The 13,976-nt window shown below is 41.1% G+C and carries 15 protein-coding genes; 6 read left to right on the top strand and 9 right to left on the bottom strand.

Annotated elements, in window-relative coordinates:
- Positions 1 to 73: 73 nt before the first annotated feature.
- Both BQ7997_RS11420 and BQ7997_RS11415 read right to left on the bottom strand, forming a co-directional pair.
- Positions 74 to 1,672, bottom strand: coding sequence for a sensor histidine kinase (locus tag BQ7997_RS11420; protein WP_073346347.1), 1,599 nt, complete (start codon positions 1,670 to 1,672; stop codon positions 74 to 76).
- 481 nt (positions 1,673 to 2,153) lie between these two features.
- Positions 2,154 to 2,681, bottom strand: a complete 528-nt coding sequence (locus tag BQ7997_RS11415; RefSeq protein ID WP_073346578.1) for a DJ-1/PfpI family protein — start codon at positions 2,679 to 2,681, stop codon at positions 2,154 to 2,156.
- A gap of 167 nt (positions 2,682 to 2,848) precedes the next feature.
- Between BQ7997_RS11415 and BQ7997_RS11410 the strand changes: the two genes are divergently transcribed.
- Positions 2,849 to 3,199: a winged helix-turn-helix transcriptional regulator gene (locus tag BQ7997_RS11410; RefSeq protein WP_073346345.1), complete on the top strand. Its 351-nt coding sequence runs from the start codon at positions 2,849 to 2,851 to the stop codon at positions 3,197 to 3,199.
- A 6-nt stretch (positions 3,200 to 3,205) separates the two neighbouring features.
- On the opposite strand, the gene BQ7997_RS11405 is transcribed toward BQ7997_RS11410, so the two are convergent.
- Both BQ7997_RS11405 and BQ7997_RS25735 read right to left on the bottom strand, forming a co-directional pair.
- Positions 3,206 to 3,628, bottom strand: coding sequence for a type II toxin-antitoxin system VapC family toxin (locus BQ7997_RS11405; RefSeq protein ID WP_022137935.1), 423 nt, complete (start codon positions 3,626 to 3,628; stop codon positions 3,206 to 3,208).
- Positions 3,629 to 3,769: a hypothetical protein gene (locus BQ7997_RS25735; RefSeq protein WP_022137934.1), complete on the bottom strand. Its 141-nt coding sequence runs from the start codon at positions 3,767 to 3,769 to the stop codon at positions 3,629 to 3,631.
- A gap of 132 nt (positions 3,770 to 3,901) precedes the next feature.
- On the opposite strand from BQ7997_RS25735, the gene BQ7997_RS11400 reads away from it, so the two are divergent.
- Positions 3,902 to 4,345, top strand: coding sequence for a GNAT family N-acetyltransferase (locus tag BQ7997_RS11400; protein WP_073346343.1), 444 nt, complete (start codon positions 3,902 to 3,904; stop codon positions 4,343 to 4,345).
- 465 nt (positions 4,346 to 4,810) lie between these two features.
- Here the strand turns inward: BQ7997_RS11400 and creD are convergent, their stop codons facing one another.
- From creD to BQ7997_RS11375, 5 genes are all read right to left on the bottom strand, one after another.
- Positions 4,811 to 6,163, bottom strand: a complete 1,353-nt coding sequence (creD, locus tag BQ7997_RS11395; protein WP_073346341.1) for a cell envelope integrity protein CreD — start codon at positions 6,161 to 6,163, stop codon at positions 4,811 to 4,813.
- A 26-nt stretch (positions 6,164 to 6,189) separates the two neighbouring features.
- On the bottom strand, positions 6,190 to 6,486 hold the full coding sequence (locus BQ7997_RS11390; protein ID WP_022137931.1) for a winged helix-turn-helix domain-containing protein: 297 nt from the start codon (positions 6,484 to 6,486) through the stop codon (positions 6,190 to 6,192).
- Entirely contained in the window at positions 6,487 to 7,086 is a 600-nt protein-coding gene (locus BQ7997_RS11385) for a hypothetical protein (RefSeq protein ID WP_073346339.1), read from the bottom strand.
- A gap of 249 nt (positions 7,087 to 7,335) precedes the next feature.
- The gene (locus BQ7997_RS11380) at positions 7,336 to 8,826 is read right to left on the bottom strand and encodes a UxaA family hydrolase (protein ID WP_073346337.1); all 1,491 of its coding nucleotides are present in this window, start codon (positions 8,824 to 8,826) and stop codon (positions 7,336 to 7,338) included.
- 30 nt (positions 8,827 to 8,856) lie between these two features.
- Positions 8,857 to 9,921, bottom strand: coding sequence for a LacI family DNA-binding transcriptional regulator (locus tag BQ7997_RS11375; protein WP_022137927.1), 1,065 nt, complete (start codon positions 9,919 to 9,921; stop codon positions 8,857 to 8,859).
- Positions 9,922 to 10,173: 252 nt separating this feature from the next.
- Between BQ7997_RS11375 and BQ7997_RS11370 the strand changes: the two genes are divergently transcribed.
- The 4 genes from BQ7997_RS11370 to BQ7997_RS11350 all read left to right on the top strand — a co-directional run bounded on the left by BQ7997_RS11370 (position 10,174) and on the right by BQ7997_RS11350 (position 13,963).
- Complete coding sequence (locus BQ7997_RS11370; protein ID WP_022137926.1) at positions 10,174 to 11,199, top strand: sugar kinase; 1,026 nt, start codon at positions 10,174 to 10,176, stop codon at positions 11,197 to 11,199.
- A gap of 75 nt (positions 11,200 to 11,274) precedes the next feature.
- Positions 11,275 to 11,943, top strand: coding sequence for a bifunctional 4-hydroxy-2-oxoglutarate aldolase/2-dehydro-3-deoxy-phosphogluconate aldolase (locus BQ7997_RS11365; RefSeq protein ID WP_073346335.1), 669 nt, complete (start codon positions 11,275 to 11,277; stop codon positions 11,941 to 11,943).
- 318 nt (positions 11,944 to 12,261) lie between these two features.
- Positions 12,262 to 12,810, top strand: coding sequence for a sigma-70 family RNA polymerase sigma factor (locus tag BQ7997_RS11355; RefSeq protein WP_044655125.1), 549 nt, complete (start codon positions 12,262 to 12,264; stop codon positions 12,808 to 12,810).
- 79 nt (positions 12,811 to 12,889) lie between these two features.
- On the top strand, positions 12,890 to 13,963 hold the full coding sequence (locus tag BQ7997_RS11350; RefSeq protein WP_022137924.1) for a FecR family protein: 1,074 nt from the start codon (positions 12,890 to 12,892) through the stop codon (positions 13,961 to 13,963).
- Positions 13,964 to 13,976 lie beyond the last annotated feature (13 nt).

Below are 13,976 nucleotides of genomic sequence, written 5' to 3'. Positions count from 1 at the left end.
ATGCTTGTTTTAGTGGTTATTTTATCCCTTTTTTATGCTAAACCCGCTTTCTGCGAGTATTAGCATATCTTTTTTATCCGGCTGTATAGGGATGGGTAAACCAAAAGCGGCTGCCGGTTCCCAATTCGGATTCGACACCGATAGTGCCGCCAAGATGTTCGATAATACTTCTGCAAATGGACAATCCAAGTCCTGTACCCTTTGAAAAAGAATTGAGCTTGACGAAACGGTCGAATACCTTGTCTACTTTTTGGGGAGCAATGCCCATACCTGTATCTGTGACGGAGAATTCTATTTCCCCCGTATCTTCCTTGAAATGATATTCAAGAATAATCTGTCCTTTCTCTGTAAATTTGAGTGCGTTGTTTATGAAGTTCGTAATCACCTGCATCAGACGCTTCTTGTCTGTATGAATATAATATTCAGGCAAGTCGGGAGCCAGCAGGACAGGGACAAGCTTATCCTCTTTTATGTCATAATTGCGCATAATATCTTCGCAGAAGCTCTTGATGTCCAAATGATCCATTGTGAAATCGAGTGTACCCGCTTCTATCTTTGACAAGTCGAGAATGTCGGATATCAGTTGCAAGAGCAAATCCGTATTCTCTTGCATGATATTCACGTACTCCTGCCGTTCTTCTTTATTATCCGATTCGACCAAAAGGCTGGCGAAGCCGACAATCGCGTTTAACGGAGTGCGGATTTCGTGACTCATATTGGCAAGAAATGCAGATTTCAGCCTGTCCAGGTTTTCAGCTCTTTCCTTGGCTATTCTCAATTCTTCTTCTATCGTCTTCTGATGGTCAATATCGACACTGGTGATAACGTGTGCCATCTGTCCGTCTATCCAGGCAAATGCGGCACTGAACACACGAAACCAGCATTTGTCAAACGGGCGTTGGTAATCCCAGGAGTAAACTTTGGTAGGCAGGCCGTTTTCATCTATCAAATGTTTTTTAGGGCAGAACTCACATTCTCCTTTTTTGTCGGTATAAAGAGCTTCCCAACACTTCTTGCCTTTGAAATGTTTAATGCCGTCATAGGGGGCGGCCATAGATTCATTGGCATATAGCATGTCATGAGAATCGAAAGAGTTGACATAAATATCGACTCCCATATTGTTCATGATACTGCCTAAAGTCTTGCTCGCCCTCACTTCTCTTTCTTTATATTCGCGGACAGCAATTTCCTTAGACAGAGAATCTAGCAGAAGATGAATCATTTGCAACTCTTCATCCGTGAACGGATTTGTTTCTTTTCTGTCTGCAAATCCGACAAATCCGATGATTTTTCCTTCCGAATCTTTAAACTGTCGCACTAACAATGACTCTGCATTATAGAAGTCCATAATGGCAATGTCATCCGGAGAAGTATCTGTATTTCTATTGCTATAAAAAGGAGTATTCCTGTTCTTTGTATAGTTGATATGTTGTCTGGTCATCTCGTTTGTTTCAAAACGAGTCTTTAGGATATTATTCTCATTTCCAATCGTTTCCTTCAAATAGAAATAACGGAATCCGTCTGTCTGATACACGAATCCTCTTTTGAACCCGTAGTAATTGCAAATATCTGTCAGAGATTCAGTGACTTTCTTCTCTATGGATTCACAGCCGTTCAATCTTTCTAAAAAATGAAGTAAAAATGCATTAAAACCCTCTTTCTCTTTAATCATATATTTTTTTTAACGCCATTAATTTGAATTACCCTAGTTGAACGTCCCACTTTTTTCATAAAACTTCAAGCTGCTAATATACACACTTTTAGACTGCTAGATTTTTTATTTCGATATTTTATGATGTCTTGTTCTTCTTTATTTTGGCACGAAAAGGGAAGAGTAAGTTGAAGATAAGATTGGAAAGACGGATATATTCCAAGTGGCTGATGGTTCTTTGAATGTTTTTTTTTGAATATTATTTATGATTGCACTGTAATGTTCACTTTCTGGATGTCAATTTTTAAGTAATTGATTATTAGTGGGATATATTCTTTGATTTTCCTTTAAAACCAACGGGTCATTCCTTTTAAAGGAACGACCCGTTGCACACCGAGGAAGACATCGTTTCTTTTAAAGGAACGCATCACTCCATAGGCAGAGTTTATAAAATACTAATTTATGTCTATATTTTTCTGCTTCGTACTTGCTTTGTCTTACCTTACTTTAATGCTTCTATAACTTGCGGCAACATTGTCCAAATGGTATTTTCATCTTGTGCGGTATAGAAGTTGCCGTCTATCTCTGATTTTTCATCGGTAGCTGTTCCGTTCTGGATAGCCGGTTTGGCTAACGGGTGAACTGCCACTTTCTTACCTTTCGATATGCCTGTAAAGTCAAACATCATTGCGCCTGCACAGTGTCCAATCATTATTTTCCCCTTATCCCCAAAGGTTTTGATTACTTCCATTAAATCTATATTATAAGGTTTGTCCGCATTTTGTTGAAATACAGGTACGGCGTCTCCACAAGAGAAAACGAGCGCGTCAAATTCATCTTCGTGCCCCTTCAGATTGGCAATCACATCATCTGTTGTCAAGCTGATTCCCGAATTTGTTTTAATCTCTTTCGTATCCGATACGGCAAATACTTTATATGAAATGCCATTTTCGAAAAACGCTTCCAAGTATTGGAATAATCCACAACCGTTTACCGGATTCATTGCTAAAACTGCTACTTTCTTTGCCATAATCATAATTATTTAAAATGAAACAATAGTTATTATTAGTAAGTTTATTACTTTTGTGATGCAAATGTATCTTCCTTTGTGGAGAAAAGCAAGAACGCACCTCTGAATAAGGAAGTTACATGGAAGTAACTATTGCTGTAAGTCAACTAAATACAAAACGTTAAAAGATGAAAAACTTTCACCCGACAGGAAATTGCCCTGTAAGAGATGTACTCAGCCGCTTGGGAGACAAGTGGTCGATGCTGGTGCTTATTACTTTGAATGCAAACGGAACTATGCGTTTCAGTGATATTCATAGGACAATAGAGGATGTTTCTCAGAGAATGTTGACGGTAACTCTCCGTACACTTGAGTCCGACGGATTGGTAGAGCGGAAAGTGTATGCGGAAGTACCTCCTCGGGTGGAATATAGCTTGACGGATACGGGAGGAACTCTGATTCCTCATATTGAAGGATTGGTTGGATGGGCCTTGGAGAATATGGATACTATTTTAGAACATCGGCAAATAGATGTATAGCGTTCATTATTTTTTATTGAATATCAAATCAAGTCCTTGGGAACGATAAAATTCAAATCGGGTATCACTTGAAATGAGTGGTAAATGCTCGGTGATGGCATGGGCGATAATAACGTGGTCGGATGGGTCTTTATGTCCTTGTGCTTCATTGATTTCTAATCGTGCATAAGTCTGCATATGTTCTTTCTTCAGGGGAAGTATTTTGATGTAGAGCTCCTTTTCAATTGAAGTGACCATTGCTTCTACTGATTTCCAGCGTTTGGAACATAAACCTTTATTTCGGTATCCTACAATTAATTCGCGGACAGATTCTGCACTCATATAAAGTACCGTGTCAGGCTCCTGTAGTATAGCTGTTACATCACGGTCTAACGAGTCTCTGTCAATCACTGCATAAACAAAGATATTAGTATCTATCAAATATCTCATTTATAGTAAGAATTTAGGGTCGTTTACTATGAGGCTTCCCTTTAGTTTGCCAAGTGCTTCCCATGTCTTATTTACTTTCTTTTTCTTCGACCTCTGCACTTTGACTTTCTTTTCTTCTGGTATTTTCTTTTCTTCTTTCATAATTCTATTATTATTAGTGTATCACATTTCCGTAGACAAAGATAATCTATTTATTCCAAATATCAGGATAAGTTTCGTTAAAGTAGAGTCTGGTATTTTAGTTTTTTATATCTTTATGGCAAACTAGATAATATGGAGATAAAAAAAGTAATTTCAGATAAGAAAGAATTCCTCGAACTGTTACTCTTGGCTGATGAACAAGAGGATATGATAGACCGGTATTTGGAGCGTGGCGATATGTTCGTCCTGTATGACGATAGATTGAAAGCTGCCTGTGTGGTAACTCGTGAAGGGGAAGGCATTTATGAAATCAAGAATATTGCTACTGTTCCTTTTTTCCAACGTCAGGGATACGGGAAACGTTTGGTTGAATTTCTATTCGAGTACTATCAGGACAAGTGTACTGAAATGTTAGTTGGTACGGGAGATGTGCCTTCTGCCATATCTTTCTATGAACATTGCGGTTTTACTATTTCCCACCGTATAGAGAATTTCTTTACCGACAATTATGACCATCCGATTTATGAAGAAGGTGAGCTGTTGACGGATATGGTATATCTGAAAAGAACATTTTGATACTATCATAAAAAAGAGTCTTGAACTATCCGTATATTGGGGTAAAAAGAAAGATGTGTTAGTTTATATTATCATATAGACTGGCGTGCTTATCAATGCACTTCTATTCTGTAAAATTAGGTTGTTTTATTCTTACAACTGAATGCTCCACTATTAATAAACTTGATTTCTGTTTATAATAAACTTTTGGATAGTTTATTATAAACGGTATCAGAGTTTATTAAAAACTATTTTCTGCGTTTTTCGGGAATAGATTAAATTGTTTAAGTAAAAATGTAAACAAAATAGGGTAATAATCGTTAGACTATTACCCTATACCATATTTGTTCTGATACTAAAATATATCAGTTTAAATGCTGTTTATGTATCTATTTTTCTTATATTACTCATGCTGTTTATCACTTTTATTTCTTCAAAGATACAAAATAAAAAGTCGTTTGTCAAGTGTTTCGAAAGAAAAGCGGATTATTCATTGAACCAATCAATTTTCTTGGAGAAATACATTACCATTGCCAGGATAATAAATAATCCCAAGCTGCCTGCCAACAGAGCGAAAGTCTCTAATTGGATAAGGACAAATATATAAAGATAGAGCACTCCCAATAATCCGGACATGATTAATGACGGCTTCTTTCTCTTGGTGATGCCGAACATATATCCACCTGTCAGTATGATAGTCAGTGCGGCAGATAACAGATAAGCAGGGTTGAAACCGATGTGTTCGGAGAAGGAGAGGAGCAGACTGTAAAATAGGCAGAGTGCCAATCCCACTAACAAGTACTGTAAAGCATGAATACGGGTTTTATTCATAATTTCAGTGAAGAAGATAACTCCGAATGTCAACAGGATAATCAGGATAGCATACTTGGCGGAACGCATGGATTGCTGATACTGCTCTACCGGAATCTTGAAGTTAACGCCGAAACTGGAATTATCTATATCTTTGATATTGGAATTGGTATAGTCAATCATTACTTGTGAGTAGTTCCGGTTCAAGTTCAGGACTTGCCATTGTGCCGAAAATTCTTTCTCGGTAATATCCCGGTTATTGGGTAAATAGCTTCCTGTAAAGCTCGGTGTGTTCCAATTGGCTTTCAAGTCGACACGGGTTGTCTTGCCCAGTGGGATGAAGTTTATGGATTGCGAGCCTTTCAGCTTGATTTTTACTTCGTAAGGCAGTTTCTTGTTGTTCTTCAGTTCCGATAAATCCGCAATGGCGTGTACACCTGTATTATCAATCCCTCTGTTATCCATTCCCGGTTCAAATACATAGACGGAATCTCCGAGAGTGATACTAATCTGTTCGCTGATACCACGCATATCGGTCAGGTTCAGACAAATGGCGGCTCTGTCGAATTGCAGCTGACCCATATCTATTCTGCTCTTTAGCAGTTCTTCCGAACTGAAAGAACCTTTCAGAGTCAGTTCCGATTGGTACACATTGACTTCGTAGAGACTTCTTTTCAGGATTTCCGTCTTTAGTTGTCCGTTAATCAAAAGCTCGTCGGGAAAGAGTATCAGGTCTTTGATTGACACTTTCTTTTCTCCGTTGTTCTCTGTAACCATTGGGTATTGGATATTCAGATAAGGGCCGGTGATAGTCTGTGCGAGACTCCATTTCTCACTTACCTCGTTAATTGCTTCTTCCTGCGTGCGTCCCCGTTCGGAAATAAGATTTTCAATCATGAACATAGGAATCATCAGGAGAAGGATTAATCCCCCGATAATGACCACCTTGATTGTTTTGGAGAAACGGTGAAGGCATCCCATAGGTTGCTGTGCCTGTTGCTCGTTTGAATTTTCATTGAAACCGTCCATAAGCTGATAGTGTTTAGATGAATGAATTATTTTGATTTTAGAAATTGCTCCAGAGCTTCAATATGAGATTTGAAAGCTTCCCTGCCTTGCGGAGTTGCTTGAAAGGCAGTCCGCGGCTTTCGTCCGACAAAACTTTTGTTGCATACGATGTATCCCAGTTCTTCCAGCGCACGGGTATGGCTGGCAAGGTTACCGTCGGTCAATGCAAGCTGTTCTTTCAGAAAATTGAAATCAGCTTCCTCATTTACCATCAGAACAGCCATAATACCCAGTCGTACCTTGCTTTCGAATGCTTTATTAATATATTGGAATGATTCTATCATTTATGATTTCTTTCTTTCGTAATGTAAATAGAACAATATGCCATAGAGGATATGGAAACCACCGAAGCCTATCGTCCAGAATAGCAGTGAATGACCTGCCCAAAAGCAGTCGACAGCACCCAGACAGATGAAAGCATAGCCCAACCATGCCACGCTGGAATAGGTAAATTTGGATACATTGACCAACGCCAGTCCATAAAATAGAAGCATGACGGATGCCAGAATATCGTAATACTCGTGCATCAGGATAGAAATACATACAATGCCACCGGCCAACATCGGAAGGGAAAAATTCCATAATGCCCGATAGGTGAGCCGGCTGAAAAACTTCTGTCCTGTCTTTTTTGATTTACAATAGGACAGTATTCCGGCAGTGACGGCGGCGGCTATCAGTACCGACAGGGCTATGATAGCCATTAATTCCAATGCGACGATTAAATACGTGTCCGGTGTGATAACTTGTGTCGCGATGTACGCGCCGGCCAGTGCGTAAATGCCTGCCAGGATTGCGGCGAGCCCGCTGACAGAGATAAACTTTGAGGACTTTTCCATCAACTCTTTTATCTCAAAAACCGATTCTAATGCTTTATTTTTATTCATATTAAAAGTACTTTGTAGTGCAAAGTAAAATAAAACATTTAAAATGAACAAGATTTTATCTGATTATTTCAATAAACAGGTTCAAAAAAGAAGTTGGATAGATATTTCTCTATTCGGCTGCATTGGAATAGTCATAAATCTAAAAAAAAATTGCTATCCCGTTCAATTTGTCATTGAGTGAGGGATAGCAACTCGTATTATAATTCTAACAATCTATTCTTTTTATCAGAATACGGAATAAAAGGCGATTTATAAAGTTACGCCTGTCTTGAAGATAGCAATTTCGCGATACCCTTTCTTTTCGTTATTAACGAACTCACCGCTTGCCACTTTGATAACGTAATCAATGAAGTGCTCGCAAGTCTTCTCCATCGGTTCGTTCTCAACGATAACCCCTGCATTGAAGTCAATCCATCCCGGTTTGTTTTTAGCCAAAGTCGAGTTGGTGGAAATCTTCATGGTCGGGACAAAAGTGCCGAATGGCGTTCCGCGTCCGGTTGTGAAAAGTACCATGTGGCATCCGCTTGCCGCAAGAGTAGTGGCTGCAACCAGGTCATTGCCCGGAGCAGAAAGCAGGTTAAGCCCTTTCTTCTGCAAACGTTCGCCGTAAGGCATTACGCCGGATACATAACTCTTTCCGCATTTCTGCGTACATCCCAACGCTTTTTCTTCCAATGTAGAGATACCACCGGCTTTGTTTCCCGGAGACGGGTTTTCGCCGACAGGCTCTCCATGTGACAGGAAGTATTCCTTGAAGTCATTAATCAGATGTACAGTCTGCTCGAACAAGTCTTTGTTTTCGCAACGGTTCATCAGGATTGTTTCCGCACCGAACATTTCGGGAACTTCCGTCAATACGCTTGTGCCACCCTGTGCAATCAGGAAATCGGAGAACATGCCGAGCAACGGGTTTGCCGTAATACCGGAGAAACCATCGGAACCACCACATTTCAGGCCTACACGAAGTTCGGACAAAGGAACATCGGTACGCTCGTCTTTAGATGCTTTCGCATATAAATCACGCAGGATTTCCATTCCTTCTTCGTATTCGTCGCCTACTTTCTGAGTGACCATGAACTTCACGCGGTCTTCATCATACTCGCCCAGAAATTCGCGGAATACATCCGGCTGATTGTTCTCGCATCCCAGACCTACTACCAACACTGCACCCGCATTAGGATGAAGCACCATGTCACGAAGAATCTTCTTCGTATTCTCGTGGTCGTCACCGAGTTGTGAGCAACCGTAGTTGTGCGGGAAAGCGACAATGGCATCCACGCCTTTGCCTTCCGTTTCGCGGCGCAGCCCTTCGGCCAATTGTCCGATGATGCCGTTTACGCAACCCACAGTCGGGATAATCCATATTTCGTTTCTAATACCTACGTCACCGTTTTTGCGGCGATACCCTTTGAAGGTAAGGTCTTTGCGGGCGATATCCAAAGAAACCTGAACCGGGTTGTAGGTATATTCCAACAATCCGGCGAGGTTGGTCTTGATGTTCGTTTCGTTCATCCAGTCACCCTGTTGTCTGGCCATCAAGGCATGACCGATGGGGTAACCGTACTTGATTACATTTTCACCCTCTGCAAAATTCTTCAATGCGAATTTGTGTCCGGCGGGAATGTCTTCGTTCAATGTAATCTCAATGCCATCTACAGAGAGATGCTCTCCTGCCGGGAGGTTAACAATGGCAACGGCAACGTTGTCGGCAGGATTAATTCTTAAATACTTTGTTTCCATGTAATGTACTTGTAAAGTTGTATTTCGTTGTTATTTGCTATGGTAATAGTCAATTGTTTCTACTGTCAACAAGTCGATAGGCATATAGTTGATGCAAGTGACCTCTTTTTTGAAGATGAGGTGGTCGCAAAGAGCTTTTATACCGTTGGCGCCTTGTAGTTCCGGTTGCTGGGCAATGAGGAAGGAGACATTTCCTTCTTTCAGGCAGGTGACATTCCGTTCCAGAAGGTCATAGCCTATCAGATTGAAATCTTTCTTTCCGCGACTTTGCAGGTATTCGCCGACAATGTAGACTTTGGAGTTGAAGGTGATTCCGTTCTTCACCGTCGGGTGGGCACGGAAGAATTCATCCAGCATCTCGTTGTCTTCGTCGTTGCGTTCGGCATGCAAGTCGAGCTCCAGTATATTACAAGACGGATGATGCTCTTCCATGTACTGCCTGAAACCGATTTCTCTGTTCTCTTGCTGATTGGAACCTACAATACCTTCATGTATTTTACGGAAAATGACGATTTCCTTCTCGTCCCGTGCCAGTAGCATCATCATCCGTGCGGCAAAGTATCCGCTTTGGCGTGAGTTCTGACCGAAGAAGGCGAGGGGAGGAACATCCTTGATATTTGAGTCTATATATATATAAGGTATATCCAGTGCCTGCAACTGATCCGTGAATCCCTTTGTATATTGGGGAGCGGTAGGAGCTACCATGACTCCGTCAGGCTGAAGCTTCAGAATCGCTTCACTGGCATCGACAAACGAATGATAGTCGTACGGGTCGTAATAGTTGATTTTCACCGAAGTGTTGAAATCCGAATAGGTGGCGATAGCTTCATGGATACCCGACTCAACGGCTGTCCAGTATTCGCCTTCCAGGTGTTCCGGCAAAAGACAGATAAACGTATATTTCTTGTTGGATGCCAGGGCGCTGGCGTACATGTTGGGCTGATAGTCGAGTTGCTTCAGGATTTCCTCCACGCGTTTTTTGCTTGCTTCCGATACTCCGCTGCGTCCGTGAATGACGCGGTCTACCGTTCCCACTGATACATCCGCCAAGCGGGCGATGTCTTTGATTCTAATCCTTTCGGGCAATTTATTCATACGATAACCTTATTTATATAGGTATATGTGCTCGCACACAATAATAATCTTAATATTTTCGATACAAATATATAACAATTTTTGTAATTACGAAAATTGTTGTATCTTTGTGCCCGCACACGAAAGGTATGCAGTGTTAACCTTTTGATGGTTTAATGGTCATGTTATCAGTGTGTTAACCCTAAAAATAGGGCTAAAATGATAAATTGAAAGTTCATAATATTAATAACTTAGAAATTAAAACATAAAATTATGGGAAAGAAAGTCGTTACGTTAGGCGAAATCATGCTTAGATTATCAACTCCGGGTAATACTCGTTTTGTTCAATCTGACTCTTTTGATGTAGTATATGGTGGTGGAGAAGCGAACGTTGCAGTGAGCTGTGCCAACTACGGACATGAAGCTTATTTCGTAACTAAATTGCCGAAGCACGAAATCGGACAGTCTGCTGTTAACGCATTGCGTAAATATGGTGTGAAGACAGACTTTATTGCTCGTGGGGGCGACCGCGTAGGTATCTACTATTTGGAAACAGGTGCTTCTATGCGTCCTAGCAAGGTTATTTATGACCGCGCTCATTCTGCAATTGCCGAAGCCGATGCTGCTGACTTCGACTTTGACGCTATCATGGAAGGTGCTGACTGGTTCCACTGGTCTGGTATCACTCCGGCTATCTCTGACAAGGCTGCCGAACTGACCCGTCTGGCTTGCGAAGCTGCAAAACGTCACGGTGTAACTGTTTCTGTTGACTTGAACTTCCGTAAGAAACTGTGGACTAAAGAAAAAGCGCAGTCTATCATGAAACCGTTGATGCAGTTTGTAGACGTATGTATCGGTAACGAAGAGGACGCAGAACTTTGTCTGGGATTCAAACCGGATGCTGACGTTGAGGCAGGTCACACGGATGCTGAAGGCTACAAAGGTATTTTCCAGCAGATGATGAAAGAATTCGGATTCAAATATGTCGTTTCTACATTGCGCGAATCTTTCTCTGCTACTCACAATGGCTGGAAAGCTATGATTTACAACGGAGAAGAGTTCTATACTTCAAAACGTTATGATATTGACCCGATTATCGACCGTGTAGGTGGTGGTGACTCATTCTCAGGTGGTATCATCCATGGTTTGATGACTAAGCCTAATCAGGGCGAAGCTCTTGAATTCGCTGTAGCCGCATCTGCTTTGAAGCATACTATCAATGGTGACTTCAACCTTGTTTCCGTAGAGGAAGTTGAAGCATTGGCTGGTGGTGACGCAAGCGGTCGCGTACAGAGATAAGGAGATAAGTTGAGAGTTGAAAATGGAGAGTTGAGAGTTTGAAAAATCAATTCATTTAAAATAGTAAATAATAAAATGGCAAAATTTGATAAAATAGCCGTATTGAATAAAATCGGCTCTACAGGAATGGTTCCTGTATTCTATCACAAAGACGCAGAAGTTGCAAAGAAAGTAGTAAAGGCTTGTTATGATGGTGGTGTTCGTGCTTTCGAATTCACAAACCGTGGTGACTTCGCGCAGGAAGTATTTGCTGAAATCGTAAAATTCGCAGCAAAGGAATGTCCTGAAATGGCAATCGGTATTGGTTCTATTGTTGACCCGGCTACTGCTGCCATGTACTTGCAACTGGGTGCTAACTTCGTAGTAGGCCCGTTGTTCAATCCTGAAATAGCTAAGGTATGTAACCGTCGTTCGGTAGCTTATACTCCGGGTTGTGGTTCTGTATCCGAAGTCGGGTTCGCTCAGGAAGTAGGTTGCGACCTTTGCAAAGTATTCCCGGGTGACGTTTATGGAACTAATTTCGTAAAAGGCCTGATGGCTCCGATGCCATGGTCTAAGCTGATGGTGACCGGTGGGGTGGAACCTACAAAAGAAAACCTGACTGCATGGATTAAAGCCGGCGTATTCTGCGTAGGTATGGGCTCTAAACTGTTCCCGAAAGATAAGGTGGTAGCAGAAGACTGGGCTTATGTAACTGCAAAATGTGAAGAAGCTCTCGGTTATATCGCTGAAGCTCGTAAATAAGACTAGAGGGCGAAAGCCATCTATATAAGAAAGGGGGCTGATGCGACAGCCTCTTTAAAATATGCCTCGAAGGGTTAGTTAGTTTAGTTAGTAAATGAGGCATATTTTCATTTTGTTTAAAGGTGTTTAAAGGGGATAGGCCATCGGAATGAGCGACTCATTCCGGTGGCTTGTTTTGTTTCTATTATTTTCTATAGTGGGATATTGATATTTTTCTATAAATGACTAGTTGGGGAGAAAAAGTGCGCAAAAACATTGTTTATAACATCACTTTTAGTAACTTTGCTTAAAATATTCTTTTTTTACGAACAAATTGTCATGCCGAAAGAATTAAAGGATAATAGCAGGATAGTAAAAGCGCTGAAAGAAGGAGACCAATCTGCTTTTGAATTTGTTTACAAAGCATATTGCTGTCCGTTGCGTGCCTATGCGTTTAAAATCCTGCAAGACAAAGAATCGGCTTGTGAAGTTGTGCAGGATATTTTTATGGCAGTTTGGTTAAATCGCAAGACTTTGGATGAGAATAAATCGCTTCGATGTTATTTACTAAGGGCGGTTCATAATAATTCTCTTCGGCTATTGCAGTTGGAGGAAGCGCGCCGGATGCGTGAAGATAAGGCAATGTGGGAATTGAATCAGGTGGATGGAGAGTCATCGGAAATAATGCATAGGGTGAAAAGACTGATGCATTCTATAGAGCGGTTGCCGGAACGAAGTCGGAAGGTGCTTCGGATGAGTTATTGGGAAGAGAAGAAGAATGCTGTTATTGCGGAAGAGCTGTCTATATCTATTCGTACGGTAGAAACAATTCTGTATAAAGCCAAGAAGAAATTGAGGGGCGAAATAGATAAAATAAGTTTTTTCTAAAAAAATCCTTTTGGGAAGTACGTGATTTCTGTACTTGCTGTATATATATAGTATATCATTTAATTAATATACTATGAATATGAAGTATAATATACCCAAACGGGAAATTGGAGAAGATGAGACTGAGTTATTGGAACACTTGTGGGCACATGAGGTTGAATCTTCTGATAGTGATGTTTCTTTGGATACAGATTTTGAGGAACTGCAAAAACGGATTCGTCGTAAAACTAACGCAAGGCGCAGAAACCGGATAGTAACGGGAGGAGGCATAGCTGCTGTCTTGATGATTTTTTTCTTTATTCTTCATGCGAACTTGGAGGTTGTCCCCACTTCGGAGGCCATAGCACAGTTGCGTGAGCTGGGGGTGACAATTGATGACAGCCAGGTGATTCTTACAATGGATGGCGAGCAATACATTTCTTTGGACAGTGCCGCCTCTATCCAGCATATATCAGATAATATTTCATTGCATACTTCTGAAGGAGAAAAGCTTGCTTTGACAGGAAAACGTATGCTTAAGTTGGAAGTTCCTGCCGGTAAACATTTTCAGATGACTTTGTCGGACGGTACGCAAGTATGGCTTAATGCATCTTCTTCATTAGAATATCCGGCTTCTTTCGAGGGTAAAAAGGAACGTCGGGTGAAACTTGTCGGTGAAGCTTTTTTTGAGGTAAAGCGTGACGAGGAGATGCCCTTTTATGTTGAAGTGGGAGCCAATGAATCCATTCGGGTGCTGGGGACAAGTTTTAATGTAAATGCTTACCCGGAAAGTAAAGAACATGTTACTACCTTATTATCCGGAAAAATAAGTTATTCTTTTCATCAGGAACAGGAGGCTATTGTTCTGGCTCCCGACCAACAGGTTACATTGGATTGCAGCAAGGGGAAAACAGAGGTTGCCCATGTGGATGCATCAGCTTTTGTTGCTTGGAAAGATGGGTGGATTTATTTTGAGGACGAGTGTCTGGAAACTCTGGCTTTGCGTTTATCCCGTTTGTATGGCATACGGATTGAAGTGGATGATCGTTTGAAATCCTGTGCCTTTTCCGGTAAGATAAGTTATGAGCGTGGGGTGGATTATATTACCCGTCTGATGGCTGAAACTGCCGGAATAGTGTGTCAGGTAGAAGATGGGGTTATCAAACTGAAGTAATATGAATCATAGT

The organism is Bacteroides congonensis (assembly GCF_900130125.1).
Lineage (GTDB): Bacteria > Bacteroidota > Bacteroidia > Bacteroidales > Bacteroidaceae > Bacteroides > Bacteroides congonensis.
Note: the sequence above shows the minus strand (reverse complement) of the source record. Positions and strands in the feature narration are given on the sequence as shown.